This is a genomic window from Streptomyces sp. CB03234 (assembly GCF_001905885.1).
In the GTDB taxonomy this organism is placed as follows: Bacteria; Actinomycetota; Actinomycetes; order Streptomycetales; family Streptomycetaceae; genus Streptomyces.
In genome coordinates this window covers 932,502-950,711 of sequence record NZ_LIYH01000001.1, presented here as the reverse complement: position 1 = coordinate 950,711, position 18,210 = coordinate 932,502, and the positions used below count along the sequence as shown (strand labels likewise).

The window sequence follows — 18,210 nt, the reverse complement described above, 5'->3', positions numbered from 1 at the left end:
GCGACACGTCCGCACCTGATGTGCCGTCAGCATCGTGGAGGAGCGCCGTGACCGACCTGTCGAGACGCACGCTGCTGGGAACCGCCGGGGCGATCGGCGTGGGCGCCGGTCTCGCCGGAGCGGCGCAGCCGCCCGCCCTCTCGAAGGAGAACCGCATGGGCCCGGCCCGCGCCGCCCTGGAACGGCTCCTGCCCGGCCACGCGGACCAGTTCGCTCTCCACCACCTCCGAGGCGGGCGGGAACGGTTCCGTGTCACGGGCGCCACCGGCCGCATCGAGGTCGCCGCCACCGGCCCCGCCGCGGCGCTCACCGGCGTGCACTGGTACCTGAAGTACGGGTGCGGGGCGCACATCTCCTGGTCCGGCTCCCAGCTGAACCTCCCGGCCCGCCTCCCCGCGCCCCGCACGCCGCTCGCGCACGAGGCCACCGTCCCGCACCGGTTCGCGTTCAACGACACGCACGACGGCTACACCGCCCCGTACGCCGACTGGGCGCGCTGGGAGCGGCTGATCGACGTCCTCGCCCTGCACGGCTGCAACGAGGTCCTCGTCACCGCCGGACAGGAGGCCGTCTACCACCGCCTCCTCCAGGACTTCGGGTATATACGGACGCCGAGGCCCGCGCCTGGCTGCCCGCGCCCTCCCACCAGCCCTGGTGGCTGCTCCAGAACATGAGCGCGTACGGCGGCCCCCTCGCCCCCGAGCTGCTCGCCCGCCGCACCGCCCTGGCCCGCCGCATCGCCGACCGGCTGCGCGAGCTCGGCATGCACCCGGTGCTGCCCGGCTGGTTCGGCACCGTCCCCGACGGCTTCGCCGACCGCAACCCCGGCGCCCGCACCATCCCGCAGGGCGTCTGGGCGGGCCTGAAGCGCCCCGACTGGCTCGACCCGCGCACCGACGCCTTCGCGCGCGTGGCCGAGGCCTTCTACCGCCACCAGGCCGCCCTCTTCGGCGACGTAGGCCACTTCAAGATGGACCTGCTCCACGAGGGCGGCTCGGCCGGCGACGTGCCCGTACCCGAGGCCGCCCGCGCCGTCGAGGCGGCACTCCAGAAGGAACGCCCCGGCGCCACCTGGGTCATCCTCGGCTGGCAGGCCAACCCGCGCCGCGACCTGCTCGACGCCCTCGACAAGAGCCGGCTCCTCGTCGTCGACGGGCTGTCCGACCTGGAGACCGTCACCGACCGCGAGAAGGACTGGGGCGGCGCCCCCTACGCCTTCGGCACCATCCCCAACTTCGGCGGCCGCACCACCATCGGCGCCAAGACCCACCTGTGGACCGACCGCTTCACCGCCTGGCGCGACAGGCCCGGCTCCGCCCTCGCCGGGACGGCCTACATGCCGGAGGCCGCCGAGCGGGACCCGGCCGCCCTGGAGCTGTTCTCCGAGCTGGCCTGGCGGCGCGAGCCGATCGACCGCACCCGCTGGTTCGAGGAGTACGCCGACCTGCGCTACGGCGGCCGGGACGCACGCGCGCGTGAGGCCTTCGCGGTGCTGCGGGAGACCGCGTACCGGATCACCAGCCGCGACGGCCGCCCCCACGACTCGATCTTCGCCGCCCGGCCCAGCCTCACCGCCAACTCGGGCACCCACTACGCCACCCACTCCCCCGCCTTCGACCCCGCCGGCTTCGACAAGGCGTTCGCCGCGCTCCTCGACGTACGGGAGCCGCTGCGCCGCTCCGACGCGTACCGCTACGACCTGACCGACCTCGGCCGCCAGGCCCTCGCCAACCGCTCCTGGAATCTGATCGGACAGCTGAAAGCCGCGTTCACACGCGAAGACCTGGACACCTTCCGTGCCCTGTCCCGGCTGTGGCTGAAGCTGATGCGGCTGAGTGACGACATGACCGGCTCCCACCACGCCTTCCTCCTCGGCCCCTGGCTCGCGGACGCCCGCCGCGAGGGCCTGGAGCGCACCGCCCGCGTCCTCGTCACCACCTGGGCCGACCGCCCCACCGCCGACGCCGGCCGGCTCGCCCACTACGCCAACCGCGACTGGTCCGGCCTGATCGCCGACTTCCACCTCCCCCACTGGCAGGCGTATCTCGACGAACTGGAGGACGCCCTCGCGCAGCACCGCGCGCCCAAGGCCTTCGACTGGTACGCGATCGAGGAGCCCTGGACGTACGAGACGAAGACCTACCCCCTCCGGCCGCTCCACGACCCGTACCGGACAGCCAGGCGCGTGTACGAGACCCTCGCCCGCGCCCCCTTCCAGGGTGCCGTCACCGTCTCCAGCACCCCCGAGGCACTGCCCCCGGGCGCCGCCGCCGAGGTCACCGCCGCCTTCCGGAACCTCAACGGCCTCCGCGCCACCGGCCCCGTCGCCTTCACGCTCGTCGGATTCGGCGACCAGCCGCCGCTGACGCTCCCGTCCGTCCCGGCGGCCGGCACAGGCACCGTCTCCTGGGGCGTCTCCGCCCCCGCCGGCCCCCTCGCCACCCCGGTCGAGCCCCTCCCCTACGAGCTGCGCGCCACGTACGGCCCGCAGGGCGAGGCCCCGGTAACCACCGTCCACCAGGGGGATCTGTACGTGGCCGGGCCCCTGGACCGGGCATGGCGTACGTACGGCAACAATGGAGCCGTCTTCGGCCAGATCCGGGACCGGTACGCCATCAACGGCGGCGGACAGGACCTGTGGAAGGCCACCGCCGAGTTCGGCGCCCTCTACAAGGAGGGTGCCCTCACGGACGGCGGGACCCTGACCGTACGGGTGGACTCGCAGGACGTGACGGGCGCCTGGGCGCGTGCCGGGATCGTCGTACGCGACTCCCTGGCGACGCCCGGATCGCCGGGCTTCCTCAACCTGGCGGTGACCCCGGCCAACGGTGTCGTCCTGTCCTACGACACGACCGGCGACGGCACGCTGGACACGTACCGGCGGATCACCGGGATCAAGGCGCCGGTCCAGTTGCGCCTGTCCCGCGCGGGGGACGTTTTCACCGGGTCCTGCTCGACGGACGGCGGCGCCACATGGCGTACGGTCGCCACGGTCCCGGTGCCGGGCGCGGCGGCCGTCCAGGACGCGGGGCTGTTCATGACGGCCATGAACGGTGGCAACGGGGCACGAGGGACGGCCGTGTTCAGCGGCGTGACCGGCTGGGGGGACACGGCCGGCAGGTGACCATCCCTGGATTCGCTCGTTCTGCTGAACGTGAGCACCCAGGAACTCGCCACCCCCTGCCCCGTCGACGTCGACCAGGCCGAGGCGGCCCTCGTCGAGCACTACCCACGGCTCGTACGCATCGCCTATCTGGTGCTGCCGCCCGCCCTCGGCCGCAACCGCCGCGTGCTGACCGCGCACTCCGTCGTCCAGCGCTCGCTGCCGCGCCGCCGCACCACGGGCGACGACGGCGCGATGCCGGGGCAGCGGCGCCCCGAGGACGCTGTCGACCCGGGGTACGCGTACGTACGTGTCCGGGTCCTGCGCCAGGCCCTGGAGGCGGCGCTGCCGCTGAAGCGGAAGGCGTGGCCGAAGCGGGCGCAGTTGCCGCCGCTGCTGCCCCAGGTGTGGGGGCTCAGGCTGTTCCCGCGCGCGGGCGGCGCGGACGAACTGGCGCTGGACCAGCGGCTGTCGGCGCTGTCCGGGCCGGCCCGCGCCGCCTATGTGCTGCGCGGGCTGGAGCGGCAGGGCGACGCCGAGGTGCGGCGGGTGCTGGCGGCGGCCGGGGTCGAGGACCCGAAGGCCGCGCTGGCCGAGGCGGACTCGATCGAGACGATGCACGCGCTGCTGGAATCGCCCGAGTTCGACCCGTGCTCGTTGCAGGCCCGCCCCACGGACCTGATGCGGCGGCGCCAGCACGGCAAGGCGGCGCTGGCGGCGCTCGCGGCCGCCGTGGTGTGCGGGGCGCTGCTCGGGCTGCCGGGCGGCGGCTGGGGCCCGGACGGGGCGGCCGCCCCGTCGTACGCGCGCAATCCGGTGTCCGAGGCGGCCCTGGACCCGGTCAATCTGCGGCGCGTCGCCCCCGCCGCGTGGCAGCGCTCGGCTCGTACGGACTTCTCGGTGTGGCCCGCCCGGGGCGGTCTCGTCGACGACCGGGCACTGCTGCGGCGGGCGCTCGCGGTGTGGGCGCGGCCCGGCGCCACGGTGCAGGCCTCGGCGACGCCCGGTACGCCGCCGGGGCCGCCGATGGGGCCGCCGCAGCTGCTGTTCGCCGGGGAGGTGGACCAGGCCCGGGTGGTGCTGTTCCACGACGGGCTGCGGGCGGTGCGGTACGCGGAGCCGAAGGACGGGACGGCCGGGGCGGTGCTGGACTTCGCCCGGACGGACGGCGCGGACACGGCCTCGGCGGCCGCCCTGGTGGTCGGGCGGACCCATGCCAATGTGCGCTATCTGACGGCACCTTGGGTACGGGAGGTGTCGGCGCGCGATCTGCTGCAGCCCCTGGCCGGGGCGCGTCCGGTGGAGCGGGACGCGCACGGGGTGACGAGTCCGCTGCTCAGCCCGGTGGCGCCGAGCCAGTGCCGGGAGTGGGACGTGCTGGAGGTACGGGACGGCTCGGCGACGCGGACGCTGACCGACCTCGGGGAGCTCGCCCCGGCCCGGCTGACGTCGGGCCCGCCGTCCACCCCCGCCGATCTGACGGGCGCGGGCGTCACGGCACGTGCGGAGTGGGCGCGGACGGCGTGCCTGCTGCCCATGGTGCGCGCCAAGGGCGTCCGGTCGGTGAACTCCTGGCGGTTCGCCGAGCAGGAGCTGCCGGGTGCCACGGGTACGGCCGGTACGGCCGCCTGGCTGTGCACGCGCGCGGAGACCTGGCGCGGTACGGGCGGCATGGCTCTGGCGCAGTTCCAGGCGCCGCCCGCGCGGGCCGGTGCGGTCGTGGCGAAGGCGGAGGAGTCGCCGGTGTGCGGCGCCCGTGAGCCGCGCGTCCTGGCGGGCGGGCTGTGGCAGGCACCGGGCGGGCAGTGGTACATGCTGGCGGCCGGCAGCCCGCAGGTGACGTCGGTCGCCGTGTCCGGCGGAGTGACGGGCGGCGTGGACGGCGGCCGGCTCCTCGCGGTGCCGGTGCCGGGCAAGCCGGGCAAGCAGGTCGAACTGACCGGGCGGCTGGAGGACGGCACGAAGATCAGCTCCCTGCGGTAGGCCGCGTGCGGTGAATATCCGGGTGCACGGCCCTATTGCCAACGGCGTACCCGTCAGTACATTGACGCCATGTCTAATACGCAGCCGGCGGCGATAGGGTCGGAGCGGATCGAGCTCAAGGCCCGCAAGGTCTCCTTCGACTGGGAGGAGACCCCGCTCCACTGGGTTCCCGGCGACCCGTTCACCGCCCACACCATCAATGTGCTGCACCTGCTGCTCCCGGCCGGAGAGCGCTGGTTCATCCACGTCTACCGGCAGGTGCTGCCCTACATCCGGGACGACCGGCTGCGCGAGGACGTCATCGGGTTCATCGGGCAGGAGGCGATGCACTCCCAGGCCCACGACGACGTCCTGCCGCACCTGAGGAAACTCGGCCTCGACCCGACCCCGTACACCGCGCAGGTCGACTGGCTCTTCGAAAAGCTCCTCGGTGACAGGACGCTGCCGCCCGGCAGGGCCCGGCGGTGGTGGCTGATGGAGCGGGTGGCGCTGATCGCGGCGATCGAGCACTACACGGCGTTCCTGGGCAACTGGGTGCTCAACGCCGAGGAGCTGGACCGGCGCGGCGCCGATCCGATGATGCTGGACCTGCTGCGCTGGCACGGCGCGGAGGAGGTCGAGCACCGGTCGGTCGCCTTCGAGCTGTTCATGCACGTCGACGGCGGCTACCGGAGGCGCGTACGGACGTGGGCGACGGCGTTCTCGGCACTGGTGTTCCTGTGGCAGCGCGGCGCCCGGTTCTTCATGGAGAACGACCCGACGCTGCCGGCCGGCAAGGCGTCGGTGAAGGACTTCGTCACGCGCGGCCGGCAGGGCGTACTGCCGTCGACACCGGACATGCTGCGGTCCATCCCCCGCTATCTGAGCCGCGCCTACCACCCCTCCCAGGAGGGCAGTACGGCCCAGGCGGTCGCCTACCTCGCCTCGTCCCCGGCCGCCAACGGAGGTCACTGAGCCATGCCACGCGCGCGTACCGTCGTCCTCGCCGCCACAGCGGCCCTGCTCGTCAGGCGGGCCATGCGCCGCCGCGTCCAGGCGTCCCCGCTGTGGCCGCTGCCGGCCCTGGAGGAGCCGATATCGGGGCAGAGCCGCCGCTCGTCCACCGCCCGCCGCCACGTCCTGGTCACCGAGCGGACCACACCCGCCGAGGGGGTGGTCCAACTGCGCCTGGAGGGCACGGCGCTGCCGCCCTGGGAGCCGGGCGCACACCTGGACCTGGTGCTGCCGTCGGGGCTGGTGCGGCAGTACTCGCTGTGCGGCGACCCGGCCGAGAGCGACACGTACACCGTCGCCACCCGGCTCATCGAGGACGGGCGGGGCGGCTCGCGGGAGGTGCACGAACAGCTCCACGAGGGCACCGAGATCGAGATCCGGGGGCCGCGCAACCGCTTCCCGCTCGTCGACTCCCCGGCGTACGTGTTCGTCGCGGGCGGTATCGGCATCACGCCCGTGCTGCCGATGCTGCGCGCGGTGCGGGCGGCGGGGGCGGACTGGCGGCTGCTGTACTGCGGTCGCAGCCGGGCGACGATGCCGTTCCTGGACGAGGTGGAGAAGCTGGAGAACACCACGGTCGTGGCCGAGGACGAGGCGGGGCTGCCGGACCTCGCCTTCCTCGCCGGCGTACCGGCCGAGGCGGCCGTCTACTGCTGCGGGCCGGACGGGCTGATGGACGCGGTGGCCGAGCGGCTGCCGGAGGGGCGCCAGTTGCACCTGGAGCGGTTCACGGCGACGGCCTCCGCCCCGGGCGGCGCCTTCGAGGTGGAGCTGTGCCGCTCCGGGCATACGGTCACGGTGGCGGCGGACCAGTCGGTGCTGGCGGCGGTGCGGGCGGAGGTGCCGCATGTGTCGTACTCGTGCGAACAGGGCTTCTGCGGTACGTGCCAGCAGCGCGTCGTGGAGGGCGAGGTCGACCACCGGGACGAGCTGCTGACGGACGACGAACGACATGACACGATGCTGATCTGCGTCTCCCGCTGCCGCGGCGAACGGCTGGTGCTGGACCTGTAGTTCCGGTCTCGGCGGTTACGGCAGCAGCAGCCAGTCGGCGGCCAGGGCGGCGAGGAGGCCGGTGCCCAGGAGCCAGGTGCCCAGGCGGGTGCGGCCGTTGCGGCTGAGTTCGATGACGACGCCGCACAGGATCATGGCCAGTCCGTAGACGCCGACCACGAGGACGGAGGTGCGGCTGGCCAGCCGGAGCACCAGGACGACCGCCATCGTCACCAGCACGACGGACGCCACGGCGATCCGCAGGCGCCGGGCCTGGCGCGGCGTGAGGCCGGTGCGGGGTGCCGGGCTTTCGGGGTCGGAGATGGTCATGACCGGCAGCGTAGCGAACTGTGTATCGGCCACTGTTCGAAGGGCTGTCGGTGGCGAACGTTAGGCTGTTCGCATGAGGACCGGGGCGCGGCGCAGGATGGGCGTCGAGGAGCGCAGGCAGCAGCTGATCGGGGTGGCGCTGGAGCTGTTCAGCCACCGCTCCCCCGACGAGGTGTCGATCGACGAGATCGCTGCCGCCGCGGGCATATCCCGGCCGCTGGTCTACCACTACTTCCCGGGCAAGCAGAGCCTGTACGAGGCGGCGCTGCGGCGCGCGGCGGACGAGTTGGCCGACCGGTTCGTCGAGCCGCGCCAAGGCCCGCTGGGGGCGCGGCTGCTGCGCGTGATGGGGCGATTCTTCGACTTCGTGGAGGAGCACGGGCCGGGGTTCTGGGCGCTGATGCGCGGCGGCCCGGCGGTGGGCTCCTCGACGACGAACGCGATGATCGACGAGGTGCGGCAGGCCGCGTACGAGCAGATCCTCGCGCACCTCGGTGTCACGGATCCGCCCGCCCGCCTGGAGCTGGTCGTCCGGTCGTGGGTGTCGCTCGCCGAGTCGACGGCGCTGCTGTGGCTGGACGGGCGCCGCATACCGCGCGCGGAGCTGGAGTTGCAGCTGGTGCACGACTTCGCGGCGCTGGCGGCGGTGAGCGCGGCGTACGACGACGAGATGGCGGCGCTGCTGCTGCACATGCTCGCCGAGGAGCCGGCCGACGGGCCGTTCGGCGAGCTGGTCGACCGGCTGGGTGCGCTGCTGCCCAAGGTGCCGGCGGTGTCGGCTCAGCCCGTTCTGTAGGCGCCCAGTTCCGCGACGAGGGCGCCGCGCAGCAGGTCACGGGCGCGCTCCAGGGTCAGGGAGCCGCTGAGCCAGCGCTTGCTGAGCCCTTCGACGAGGGCGGTGAGGCGTTCGGCCGCGTCGTCCGGGGAGACCTCGGGCGGGACGCTGCCGCCTTGCTGGGCGCGGCGGATGAGGTCACTGGCGTAGTCGGCCCAGCGGGCCGTGGTGGTGCGCAGCTGGTCGCGCAGCTCGGGCTGGAAGACGGCGGTGGAGCGCAGTTCGCCCCAGGCGGTGCTGTTCTCGACGACGGCCGGGGTGTCCTGGAGCTCCAGCAGCAGCATCTCCTCGAGGTGGCCGCGCGGGTCGGTGTCGGGGTTCGCGGTGGGGTCGGTGTAGCGCTCGGCCCGGGTGTTGATGAACTCCAGGGTGTGGGCCAGCACACCGGCGCGGTCCCGGAAGTGGTAGTAGAGCAGCGAGGTGGACACCCCCGCCTCCTCGGCGAGCTCTTCCACCCGCAGGCCCCGGATGCCGCGCTGGGCGATGACGCGGGCGGCGGCTTCCAGGATGGCGGTACGGCGATCGGACATGGGGCCAATGCTACCGTGATACCTGACTGAAATTTCAGTCAGGATTGTCCCGACACCGAAGGGCAGCACCATGAAGGGACCGAACCGCCGCACGCTGCTGAGGTCCGGGGCGGCAGTGGCACTGGCCGCGGTGACGGCCTGCGAGGCCGGTAAGGAAGGGGCGGGGCGCCGCATGCCGTCGGAGGCCGGGCGCCGGATGCCGTCGGAGGCCCAGCGGCACGCGCGGACGTTCATGGCCTGGCCGCCCGCGGACTCGGCCTGGGCGGACTGGACGGACGAGGTCAGGGCCGACATCGCCCGGATCGCCCGGACGGTCGCCGGGTTCGAACCGGTGGTGCTGCTGGCCGCGCCCGCCGAGGTGAAGGCGGCCCAGCGGGCCTGCGGATCGGGCGTGGAGGTGATCCCGGTCGCCGTGGACGACCTGTGGGTGCGCGACACCGGGCCCACGTTCGTCACCGGCCCGGAGGGCCTCGCGGGCATCGACTTCCACTTCAACGGCTGGGGCGGCAAGCAGGACCACCGGCGCGACGAGAAGGTGGCCCGTACCGTCCTGACCCGCGAAGCAGTGCCCCGCGTCGACGCGCCGATCACCGCCGAGGGCGGCTCGCTGGAGGTCGACGGCCACGGGACGCTGATGGTCACCGAGAGCTCGCTGGTCAACCCCAACCGCAACCCGGGCCGGTCACGCGACGATATCGAGAAGGCCCTCAAGGAGCTGCTCGGGGTCACCACCGTGATCTGGTTCCAGGGCGTACGGGGCGAGGACATCACCGACTGCCACGTCGACGCCCTGGCCCGCTTCACCGACGACGGCGCCGTCCTGCTCAGCCGCCCGCACCCGGCGGGCGGTCCGGACGTGTGGAGCCGCGCGTACGACCAGGCCCGTGGCGTACTGGAGACGGCGACCGACGCCCGGGGCCGGAAGCCGGAGATCGTCGACCTGCCCGAGCCCGACCCGGCCGCACTCGGCCGTCGCGGCCCGGACTTCCTCGACTCGTACGCCAACTACTACGTCGTCAACGACGCCGTGATCGTCCCGGGCTTCGGCGACCGGACGGCGGACCGGAACGCGGTGTCGATCATCGGTGAGCTGCACCCCGGCCGGAAGGTGGTCCCGGTGCGGATCGACACCGTCGCCGAGGGCGGCGGCGGTATCCACTGCGCCACCCAGCAGCAGCCCGATCAGCTCGAACGGTAGGAAGCGTCGAGGTCCTCCACCTCGGCCGAGATGTGCAGCACGCGCCCCTCGGCGGGCTTGATGTACTCCGGTACGAGCGCGAGAACGGCCTCCGTCAACCGCGCCTTGACCTCGTCGCTACGCCCGGCCAGCAGACCGACGCCGACGTGGACCAGGGCGTCGTCGGCCGTCCCGTCGCCGATCACGGTGTCCTCGGCCCGGCGCGTGCGGGTCTTGCAGGCGGCGAGCCGCGCGCCGGCCGCCTCGACGACGAGGGGGTGCAGGGCGAGCGCGAAGCCCCGGCGGTCGAAGTCCTCGTCGAGGGAGGCGGAGTAGTCGACGGTGATCTGCGGCATGGTCGCTCCTGGTCGTGACGGCGTCCCGGCCACGATAGAGCGAGGCGCCACGGTCCGGAACAGGTGTCCGAACCGTGGCGCCTCACCGGTCCCTACCGCTGGGTGAACACCGCCACCGTGCGGGCCGGCACCGTGAACGTGCCGGTCGCCGCCTCGTAGGAGGACGTCTTGACCGTGGCGTCCGAGCCGTCGGCCTGGAGCGGGTGGAGGCCGTAGCCCTTGCCGGACAGGGCGGAGACGGTCTGGGCCTGTTCCTTGGGAGTGGCGTTGAAGACCACCACCAGGTCACGGATACGCATGGTGATCACACCCGGCGTCTCGTCCTTGCCGGAGAGCGGGAAGGACAGCGCCGCCTGGACCTCGTCGGCCGTGGACAGGCTGAACGCCTTCTCCGTCGTACGCAGCTTCAGCAGGTCCCGGTAGGCGGCGGAGGCGCCGGTGATCTGCGGGCAGCCGACCGTCAGGGACGGGGACGACAGCAGCGGCTTGCCGAACGACCACTTGTCCTTGTTGTCGGCCGCCGGCGGCAGGCCGCGCCCGAAGCCGTTGCCGGCCCGGCAGTCCCAGTTGAGGACGTTGAACCAGTCGCCGCTGTCGTACGAGTTGCGGTCCAGGGACTTGGACCTCAGCAGGTCCGAGCCCGCCTGGGAGAGCGCCGGGCCCTGGGAGAGCGCGGCGGTCGCCATGGCCAGGACCTGCATCCTCGCCCGGTCGTCGGGGGACGTGGCCGCCGGGAGCTTGAAGGCGAGCGCGTCGTACAGGGTCTCGTTGTCGTGGGCGTCCGCGTAGGCCAGGGCGTCGCCGGGGGCGGCGGCGTAACCGGCGGGGGTGCCGTTGTAGTCGACCTGGGAGCCCTTGACCGTCCTTCCTGTCGTGTCCGTGAAGGTGTAGGAGGCGAGGTTGCCGGAGAGGCCGACCTTGATCAGGTCCTGGTAGTGCAGGAGGCGGGCCTTCTGCTCGGCCGGGGTGCCGTTCGCCTTCGACGTGTTCGGGTCGGTGAACAGGCCGGAGGCGAAGCCCTGGACGCCGGGATCGGCGTCGAAGGGGCCGCCGCCGCGTACGGCGTCACGGGCTCGGTCGGAGAAGGTCGCGATGCCGGTGCCGGCCATGTTCTTCTGGGTGGCCTGGACGAAGCGGGCGTCGTCGGCGATCTCGCCGAAGTTCCAGCCCTCCCCGTACAGGATGATCTTCTTGCCGTCGACGCCGTCCCGCTCCAGGGTCAGCGCGTCGAGGGCCTTCCTGACGGCCAGCATGTTGGCCTTCGGGTGGTGGCCCATGAGGTCGAAGCGGAAGCCGTCGACCTTGTACTGCTTCGCCCAGGTGACGACCGAGTCGACGACGAGCTTGCCCATCATCGTGTGTTCTGGCGCGGTGTTGGCGCAGCAGGTGGAGGTGGCGACGGTGCCGTCCGCGAGCAGCCGCTGGTAGTAGCCGGGCACGATCTTGTCGAGGACCGACTTGTCGGCCTGCCCGCTCGCCACGGTGTGGTTGTAGACCACGTCCATGACCGTGCGCAGCCCGGCCTCGTTCAGGCCCTGCACCATCCGCCGGAACTCGACCGTGCGGCGCGTGCCGTCCGGGTCGGAGGCGTAGGAGCCTTCGGGGACGGTGTAGTGCAGCGGGTCGTAGCCCCAGTTGTACGCGTCCTTGGCGGCGGCCTCGGCCACGCACGCCTGCTGCTCGTCGGAGTCGGGAGCGTACGCCTTCAGGTCACAGTCAGGAGCGGCCTGGTCGGACGTCTTCTCCGGGATGGTGCCGATGTCGAAGACGGGCAGCAGGTGCACGTACGAGGTGCCGCTGCTCGCCAGCGACTTCAGGTGCTTCATGCCGTCCGACGTGGTGTCGGTGAAGGCGAGATAACCGCCCGGGTGCTTCGCCGTACGGTCCGCGATCGAGAAGTCGCGGACGTGCAGCTCCTGGATCTGCGCGTCCCGCAGCGGCGTGGCGGCGGGCTTCTTCAGCGTCGTCCAGCCCGCCGGGGCGAGCGCCGGGTCGGCGAGGTCGGTGACCAGGCTGCGGGCGGAGTCGGCGGTCAGGGCGGTGGAGTATGGGTCGGTGACCTGGTTGGTGACGACCTTCCGGACGCTGGGCGCCCAGACCTTCACCTCGTACCGGTACGGCTTGTTCCGCCAGCTCTTGTTGCCGGTGACCGACCACGCACCTGTCGTGGCGTCGCGCTTCATCGCCACGCGCCGGCCGTCGAGTTCGAGGGCGACGCTCTGGGCGGTGGGCGCCCAGACCGACAGGGTGGGCGTGCCCTTGCGGAACACCGGGCCGAGCGCCTTCTGCTGGGCGTTCGTACCGTACAGGTCGTCCAGTACGCCCGGGATCTGTACGCCGGTCGCGGCGACGAGCGCCCCGTTGGCGGCGTGCTGGGTGGCCACCAGCTGCCCGCGCAGGGCGTCACGCACCCGGTCGCGGTCGCGCGGATCGATCCGGTACGCGGCGTACGCCGCCAGGTGCGGGAACTTCTCCTTCTGCGCCTCGGTGAGCGCGGTCTTGTCCAGCCGCAGCCAGCGGGCGTCACCGCCCCCCGTCAGGGCCCCGTCCTTGACGGCGATGGAGCCGGTGGGCGAGGAGAGCAGCTGGCTGGAGGCGGCGGCGGGGCTCCCGTTCCAGGCGACGGTCGTCTCGTCGATCCAGATCGCGGCCGACTTGGTGAGGTCGAGCGCGGCGCCGCCGCCCTTGGGCTGCGGCAGCAGGGGCTTCTCGCGGCCGTTGAGCAGCCACACCTCGTGGCCGGTGGCCTTCAGGTCGAGCGACTGGTCGCCGGGCAGGTCCTTCTCGTCGCCCTTGTGGAGGATGTAGCTGAGCGACGTGGCCCCGGCGGCGAGCGGCACCTCGAAGACGGCTCCGTACGCGTCGGTGCGTACGGGCGTCAACGGCTTGGCCCAATCCGTCGGCTGCGCGGCGCCGGTCCACACGTGCAGGCCCCAGCCGTCGTAGTCGCCGTCGGCGCGGCGGTAGTGCAGGAGGGCCTTGGAGGTGTCCTGCGGCGGGTAGGCACCGGCCGGGGGCTGGGTGAGGGCGGCTTCCTTGCCCTGCTCGACCCACACCTCGCCCGTCTTGGACAGATCGATGGTGCGGTCGGCGGAGACGTCCTTGTTGCCGTCCTTGTCGATGACGAGGTAGCCCACACTGGACGCGCCCGGCTTCAGCTTGACCCAGGCAAAGGCGCCGTAGGCGTCGCGGCCCGTGAAGGCGTGGCCGTTCGGCCAGGTCGTGCCCTCGCCGTCGGCGATGTCGCCCCAGGCGTAGAGCCGCCAGTCGGTGTAGTCGCCGTCAGCGCGCTTGTAGTGGACGAGCGCGTAGTCCCGCTGGGTGGCGGTGGGCACCGGCTCGGCCGGTGCGCGGCCCGCGACCGTCTCGGCGAGAGCGCTCGCGGTACGGCCCTTGCCGTCGACGACCACGGCCTTGTAGCGCAGGGCCGTGCCCTCGGGGGCGGTGACGGTGTGGGTGACCTTGTAGGGGGCGTGGTCGGCGGAGCCGAGGACCTGCCACTTCCCGGTGCCCTGCTGGGCGGCGAAGACGACGCGGTTCAGCCCGCCGCCGTCGACGTCCGCCGCGACCTCGACGGTGCCGGTGGCGCCGGCGGCGGGGGCCTTGAGGTCGATGGTGGGTGCGGTGGCGGGGGCCGGGACGGGCTTGGTCGCCTTGAGGACGACGGACGAAAGAGCGGGAACGGCCAACTTCAGCTCGTCGCCGCCGGCCACGATGCCCGTGCCGCCGTACAGGAACCGGAAGTCCGTGTCCGGGGAGTCGGTGGCGAACTCCACGCTCTTGGGGGCGGTGGCGTTGTTGACGGCGACGACGTACTCGGTGCGCGTCTTGGCGTCCGTACGGGAGAAGGCGTACACGCCCTGGCCGGTGTCGGCGTGGCGCTCGGCCTGGACGCCGTCGCGGAGGGCCGGGTGGGCCTTGGTGAGCTTCGACAGGGCGGCGATGGAGCGGTAGATCGGGTGACCGGGGTCGTACGCGTCGGTGGCGTGCGTGCGGTCGGTGCCGAGCTGGTCGTCGTCGAGGTAGTCGGCCGTCTTCGAGGCGAACAGGGTCTGGCGGGCGTCCTTGTCGCCGCCCGCGCCGGTGAAGCCCTGCTCGTCGCCGTAGTAGACGACCGGGTTGCCCCGGGTCAGGAACATCAGCTCGTTGGCGAGCCGGTAGCGGCCGAGCAGTTCCTCGTCACCCGCCCCGGCGTTGTCCTGCTTCAGGAAGGTGCCGAAACGGCCCATGTCGTGGTTGCCGAGGAAGGACACCGACTCGTAGGCGTTGGCCTTGTCGGTGGTGTAGCGGTAGTCCTGCGCGAACAGCTCGGAGAGCTTGGCGGCGGGGCCACCCTGGGAGGCGTACCGGCGGGCGGCATCCTGGAAGGGGAAGTCGAGGGTGGCGTCGAGCCGGCCCTCGCGTACGTACCGCGAGGTGATCGCGGTGTCGGCGGAGTACACCTCGCCGAACATGAAGAAGTCGTCCCGGCCGCGCTTGGCGGCGTACGCGTCGAGGGCGGTGGCCCACTGGGTCCAGAACTCGGTGTTGACGTGCTTGACGGTGTCGATGCGGAAGCCGTCGATGTCGAAGTCGCGCACCCAGCGCTGGTAGATCCTCTCCATGCCCTCGACGACCTCGGGGCGCTCGGTCCACAGGTCGTCCAGGCCCGCGAAGTCGCCGTGCGTGGAGGACTCCCCGGCGAACGTCGAATCGCCCCGGTTGTGGTACATCGCCGGGTCGTTGAGCCAGGAGGGGACCTTGAGGTTCCTCTTGTCCTCCGCGACGACCGGCGTACGCGGGAAGGAGTCGCGGTCCGTCTTCGGGAACGGCTTGGTGCCGTCGGCGTAGTCGGCGTCGTCGAACGGGACGCCGTCCTTCGTCAGGTACGGGAAGGCGCCCTTGGAGAGGTAGTCGTAGGACTTCTCCTCGTAGTCGACGACGTCGGCGGTGTGGTTGGTGATGACGTCGAAGAAGACCTTCATGCCCTTGGCGTGGGCCTTGTCGATGAGCTTTTCGAGGTCTTCGTTGGTGCCGAAGTGAGGGTCGACCTGGGTGAAGTCGGTGATCCAGTAGCCGTGGTAACCGGCGCTCGCGTTCTTCCCCTCGCCCTGCACGGGCTGGTTCTTGAAGATCGGCGCCATCCAGATGGCGGTGGTGCCGAGGCCCTTGATGTAGTCGAGCTTCTCGGTGAGCCCCTTCAGGTCACCGCCCTGGTAGAAGCCCTTGTCGGTGGGGTCGTAACCGGTGTCCAGCCGTGAGCCGGTCAGTCCGCCGCGGTCGTTCTTCGAGTCGCCGTTGGCGAACCGGTCGGGCAGCACGAAGTAGAACTGCTCGCGGGTCAGGTCGTGGCGGGCGGGCTGGGCGGCGAGCGCCTTGTCGGAGGGCGGGGCGGGCGGTTGGGGCGCGGCGGTCGCCGTCGCCGGGAGGGCGGGTATGAGGCCCGCGCCGAGGGCGGTGAGGAGGGCGGTGACGGCGCTGCGACGCCGCCGTCTGGTGTGGAACAAGGGTTCTCCTTAACGGGTTTCGGTGGCTCCGGCCCGCAGACGGGCGAGGGCGGGGTGGGGCCGTGCAGGGTCGCCCCCGCAGAGGTTGGCGGCGCTGGAACGGCTCCCAACCGTCGTACTCAAGGCCGCCGGCCTCGAGGAGGTGAGCCCGGAGGGGCCACGCCCCACCCCCACCGGGGGAAGCCGCCGGTCCGGCACCGCCCCCCGGGGCGAACCGGGGAGGGGCGCCGCCCCGGGGGAGCCGGGAAGGGGCACCGCCCCGGGGGGAACCGGGAAGGGGCACCGCCCCGGGTCCCGTTGTGCCCACCCGTCCCGCCCCAGCGGGACGACTGCCCACAACGGGGGGGAGGAACCGACCAGCGGGGCGACCGCGCACAACGGGGGGAGGAACCGACCAGCGGGGCGACTGCCCACAACGGGGGGAGGGAGGCAGCGCCCGGCGGGGCGACCGCCCACAACGGGGGTGTCGGGGGCAGGGCCGCCCCGGGCCGGCCCCGTGCCGTCAGGTGCGGAACGTATCGTTCAGGGTGACCCTTCCCGAGGGCGGGACCGTGGCTGTGCGGTTGGCGCCCGACTCCCAGGTGACGTTTCCGGCGGCGTCCTTGCGGAGGTACTTGTACTCGAAGGCCGTACCGGCGGGAAGGTTCACGTCCAGCTTCCAGACGGGGTACGCCGCCGAGTCCAGCTTCAGCGCGCCGCCCGGGTTCCAGTTGCCGAGGGCGGACTGGTTTCCGGTGACGTAGATGTTCTCGCCGTACACGGTGGTGGCGTTGACCGCGAAGGACGCGCCCGAGGCCGCGGCGGCGCACGTGCGCGCCCCGGTGTGCAGCGCGATGGCCGTGCCCGCGCCGAGCGTGGCGGTGAACTGCCCGGAGCCGTTGACGGTGACCGGCCGGTTGTTCTGGACGTCGCAGTAGTCGCCGGCGGGCAGCGACGTCTGGAACGTACGGGTGAGGGCGGACGTCTCGTGGTTGATGGCCACGTACGCCTTGGTGCCGCGCCCGAACGCGATGGCGTCGCCGCCGTTGTCCCACCAGTTCGTGACACCCTGACCGCGGGCCACGTTCCTGAGGGCGACCATGGAGGCGATCTCGCGCCAGGCGTGCTGGCACTTCCAGCCGTCGCTGTAGCAGGCGCTCACGTTTCCGCCTCCCGGCGGGCCGGCGTCCTTGTCGGTCCACTCGTAGCCGGAGTGGACGTCCGGGGAGCCGTACGGCCAGGCCAGCATGAAGACGTTGGCGAGCGTGTAGGCGGAACCGTTCTTGTAGTTGAGCGTGTCGCCGACCCGCTCGGTGTCGTGGTTGTCGACGAAGACGGCGGACTTGCCGGACTCCATGTGACCCCAGGCCTCGCCGAAGTTCTTCAGGTACGCGAGGTTCTCGCCGAGGAAGACCCGCTTGAGGTCGCGGGCGTAGCGGAACTCCTGGACGTCGCCGTTGCCGAGGTACTCGCTGGGCGAGACGGCCTCACCGGCGCCGTGTATCGCCTCCTGCTTCCAGTAGGCGCCGGGGTTGGTGAGCTTGGCCTTGATGGCGGCGAGGTCGGCGGCCGGCATGTGCTTGGCGGCGTCGATGCGGAAGCCGTCGGCGCCGAGCGACAGCAGGTCGTTCATATAGCCGGCGATCCTGGTACGGACGTACTCCTCGCCGGTGTCGAGGTCGGCGAGGCCGACGAGTTCGCAGTTCTGTACGTTGGCCCGGTCCTGGTAGTTGGTGACCTCGGCCCGGCAGTCGTCCATGTCGGGCGCTGAGTACAGGCCGGGGTAGCCGTACTTGGTGTACGACGAGCCTCCGGTGCCGGTGCCGTTCCCGGCCGCCATGTGGTTGATGACGGTGTCGACGACGACCTTGACGCCCGCGCTGTGGCAGGTGTTCACCATGGACTGGAAGGCGGCGCGGTCACCCAGCCGGCCGGCGATCTTGTAGCTGACGGGCTGGTACGAGGTCCACCACTGGCCGCCCTGGATGTGTTCCTGCGGCGGGGAGACCTGGACGTATCCGTACCCGGCCGGGCCGAGGGTGTCGGTGCACGCCTTGGCGACGGAGGCGAAGGTCCACTCGAACATCACGGCGGTGACGTCCTTGTCGCCGGGCGGGGCGGCCGCGGCGGGCGTGGGGGGCGCCGTGACGGCCACAGCGGCTCCCGCCACGAGGGCGAGTGCAGCGGCCACGGTCTTTCTGGCCATGTTTCCTCCTGGGGAATGGGAGGTGCGGAATGCGACGGTGCAGCCTCGTACGGCAACGCGCCATGCCCGCAAGGCCGTGGTGAATCTTCTTGCTGCAAGAAAGCAGCAACAGTTTTCGGTCGAGACCGTACGAGCCCCCGAGGGCGCGGTCAACCCCTTGGACACACGCGGTTCACGTGAGGGAAATCCGCCCGATCCGCGGCTGCAAGACCTTTCGCAAGTACTTGCAGTGGTGTTAC

Annotated in this window: 10 protein-coding genes and 1 pseudogene; 6 read left to right on the top strand and 5 right to left on the bottom strand. The window is 72.1% G+C overall.

The features are described from left to right. Nucleotides 1–47 precede the first annotated feature (47 nt). The 4 genes and pseudogenes from AMK26_RS04275 to AMK26_RS04260 all read left to right on the top strand — a co-directional run bounded on the left by AMK26_RS04275 (nucleotide 48) and on the right by AMK26_RS04260 (nucleotide 7,093). Nucleotides 48–3,124, top strand: a pseudogene (locus AMK26_RS04275) (alpha-N-acetylglucosaminidase). 21 nt (nucleotides 3,125–3,145) lie between these two features. Continuing rightward, nucleotides 3,146–5,086 carry a hypothetical protein gene (locus tag AMK26_RS04270; protein WP_107420856.1) on the top strand — a complete coding sequence of 647 codons (1,941 nt, stop codon included), beginning with the start codon at nucleotides 3,146–3,148 and terminating at the stop codon, nucleotides 5,084–5,086. Between the two features lie 69 nt (nucleotides 5,087–5,155). Next, a complete protein-coding gene (locus AMK26_RS04265; RefSeq protein WP_073752032.1) occupies nucleotides 5,156–6,040 on the top strand; it encodes a metal-dependent hydrolase in 885 nt (294 codons plus the stop codon). Nucleotides 6,041–6,043: 3 nt separating this feature from the next. Next, a complete protein-coding gene (locus AMK26_RS04260) occupies nucleotides 6,044–7,093 on the top strand; it encodes a PDR/VanB family oxidoreductase (protein WP_073752030.1) in 1,050 nt (349 codons plus the stop codon). A gap of 15 nt (nucleotides 7,094–7,108) precedes the next feature. Here the strand turns inward: AMK26_RS04260 and AMK26_RS04255 are convergent, their stop codons facing one another. Further along, nucleotides 7,109–7,402 carry a hypothetical protein gene (locus AMK26_RS04255; RefSeq protein ID WP_073752028.1) on the bottom strand — a complete coding sequence of 98 codons (294 nt, stop codon included), beginning with the start codon at nucleotides 7,400–7,402 and terminating at the stop codon, nucleotides 7,109–7,111. 73 nt (nucleotides 7,403–7,475) lie between these two features. Here AMK26_RS04255 and AMK26_RS04250 point away from each other — a divergent pair, with 73 nt between their 5' ends. After that, nucleotides 7,476–8,198, top strand: a complete 723-nt coding sequence (locus tag AMK26_RS04250) for a TetR/AcrR family transcriptional regulator (RefSeq protein WP_073752026.1) — start codon at nucleotides 7,476–7,478, stop codon at nucleotides 8,196–8,198. On the opposite strand, the gene AMK26_RS04245 is transcribed toward AMK26_RS04250, so the two are convergent. Further along, nucleotides 8,183–8,767, bottom strand: coding sequence for a TetR/AcrR family transcriptional regulator (locus AMK26_RS04245; RefSeq protein ID WP_073752024.1), 585 nt, complete (start codon nucleotides 8,765–8,767; stop codon nucleotides 8,183–8,185). The two genes, AMK26_RS04250 and AMK26_RS04245, sit on opposite strands and share 16 nt — an antisense overlap. Before the next feature lie 70 nt (nucleotides 8,768–8,837). Here AMK26_RS04245 and AMK26_RS04240 point away from each other — a divergent pair, with 70 nt between their 5' ends. Continuing rightward, nucleotides 8,838–9,965: an agmatine deiminase family protein gene (locus AMK26_RS04240; RefSeq protein ID WP_073752022.1), complete on the top strand. Its 1,128-nt coding sequence runs from the start codon at nucleotides 8,838–8,840 to the stop codon at nucleotides 9,963–9,965. Here the strand turns inward: AMK26_RS04240 and AMK26_RS04235 are convergent. The 3 genes from AMK26_RS04235 to AMK26_RS04225 all read right to left on the bottom strand — a co-directional run bounded on the left by AMK26_RS04235 (nucleotide 9,950) and on the right by AMK26_RS04225 (nucleotide 17,971). Then, nucleotides 9,950–10,300 carry a 5-carboxymethyl-2-hydroxymuconate Delta-isomerase gene (locus tag AMK26_RS04235; RefSeq protein WP_073752020.1) on the bottom strand — a complete coding sequence of 117 codons (351 nt, stop codon included), beginning with the start codon at nucleotides 10,298–10,300 and terminating at the stop codon, nucleotides 9,950–9,952. The two genes, AMK26_RS04240 and AMK26_RS04235, sit on opposite strands and share 16 nt — an antisense overlap. Before the next feature lie 92 nt (nucleotides 10,301–10,392). Further along, entirely contained in the window at nucleotides 10,393–15,786 is a 5,394-nt protein-coding gene (pulA, locus tag AMK26_RS04230) for a pullulanase-type alpha-1,6-glucosidase (protein ID WP_073752018.1), read from the bottom strand. A 502-nt stretch (nucleotides 15,787–16,288) separates the two neighbouring features. Next, nucleotides 16,289–17,971 (bottom strand): carbohydrate-binding module family 20 domain-containing protein, encoded by a 1,683-nt coding sequence (locus AMK26_RS04225; protein WP_073752016.1) that lies wholly within the window; start codon nucleotides 17,969–17,971, stop codon nucleotides 16,289–16,291. Between the last annotated feature and the right edge of the window lie 239 nt (nucleotides 17,972–18,210).

Excerpts from the sequence above, each read along its gene's own strand:
- AMK26_RS04265 (WP_073752032.1), top strand. The coding sequence starts at position 5,156 with ATGTCTAATACGCAGCCGGCGGCGATAGGGTCGGAGCGGATCGAGCTC.
- AMK26_RS04260 (WP_073752030.1), top strand. The coding sequence starts at position 6,044 with ATGCCACGCGCGCGTACCGTCGTCCTCGCCGCCACAGCGGCCCTGCTC.
- AMK26_RS04255 (WP_073752028.1), bottom strand. The coding sequence starts at position 7,402 with ATGACCATCTCCGACCCCGAAAGCCCGGCACCCCGCACCGGCCTCACG.
- AMK26_RS04250 (WP_073752026.1), top strand. The coding sequence starts at position 7,476 with ATGAGGACCGGGGCGCGGCGCAGGATGGGCGTCGAGGAGCGCAGGCAG.
- AMK26_RS04245 (WP_073752024.1), bottom strand. The coding sequence starts at position 8,767 with ATGTCCGATCGCCGTACCGCCATCCTGGAAGCCGCCGCCCGCGTCATC.
- AMK26_RS04240 (WP_073752022.1), top strand. The coding sequence starts at position 8,838 with ATGAAGGGACCGAACCGCCGCACGCTGCTGAGGTCCGGGGCGGCAGTG.
- AMK26_RS04235 (WP_073752020.1), bottom strand. The coding sequence starts at position 10,300 with ATGCCGCAGATCACCGTCGACTACTCCGCCTCCCTCGACGAGGACTTC.
- AMK26_RS04225 (WP_073752016.1), bottom strand. The coding sequence starts at position 17,971 with ATGGCCAGAAAGACCGTGGCCGCTGCACTCGCCCTCGTGGCGGGAGCC.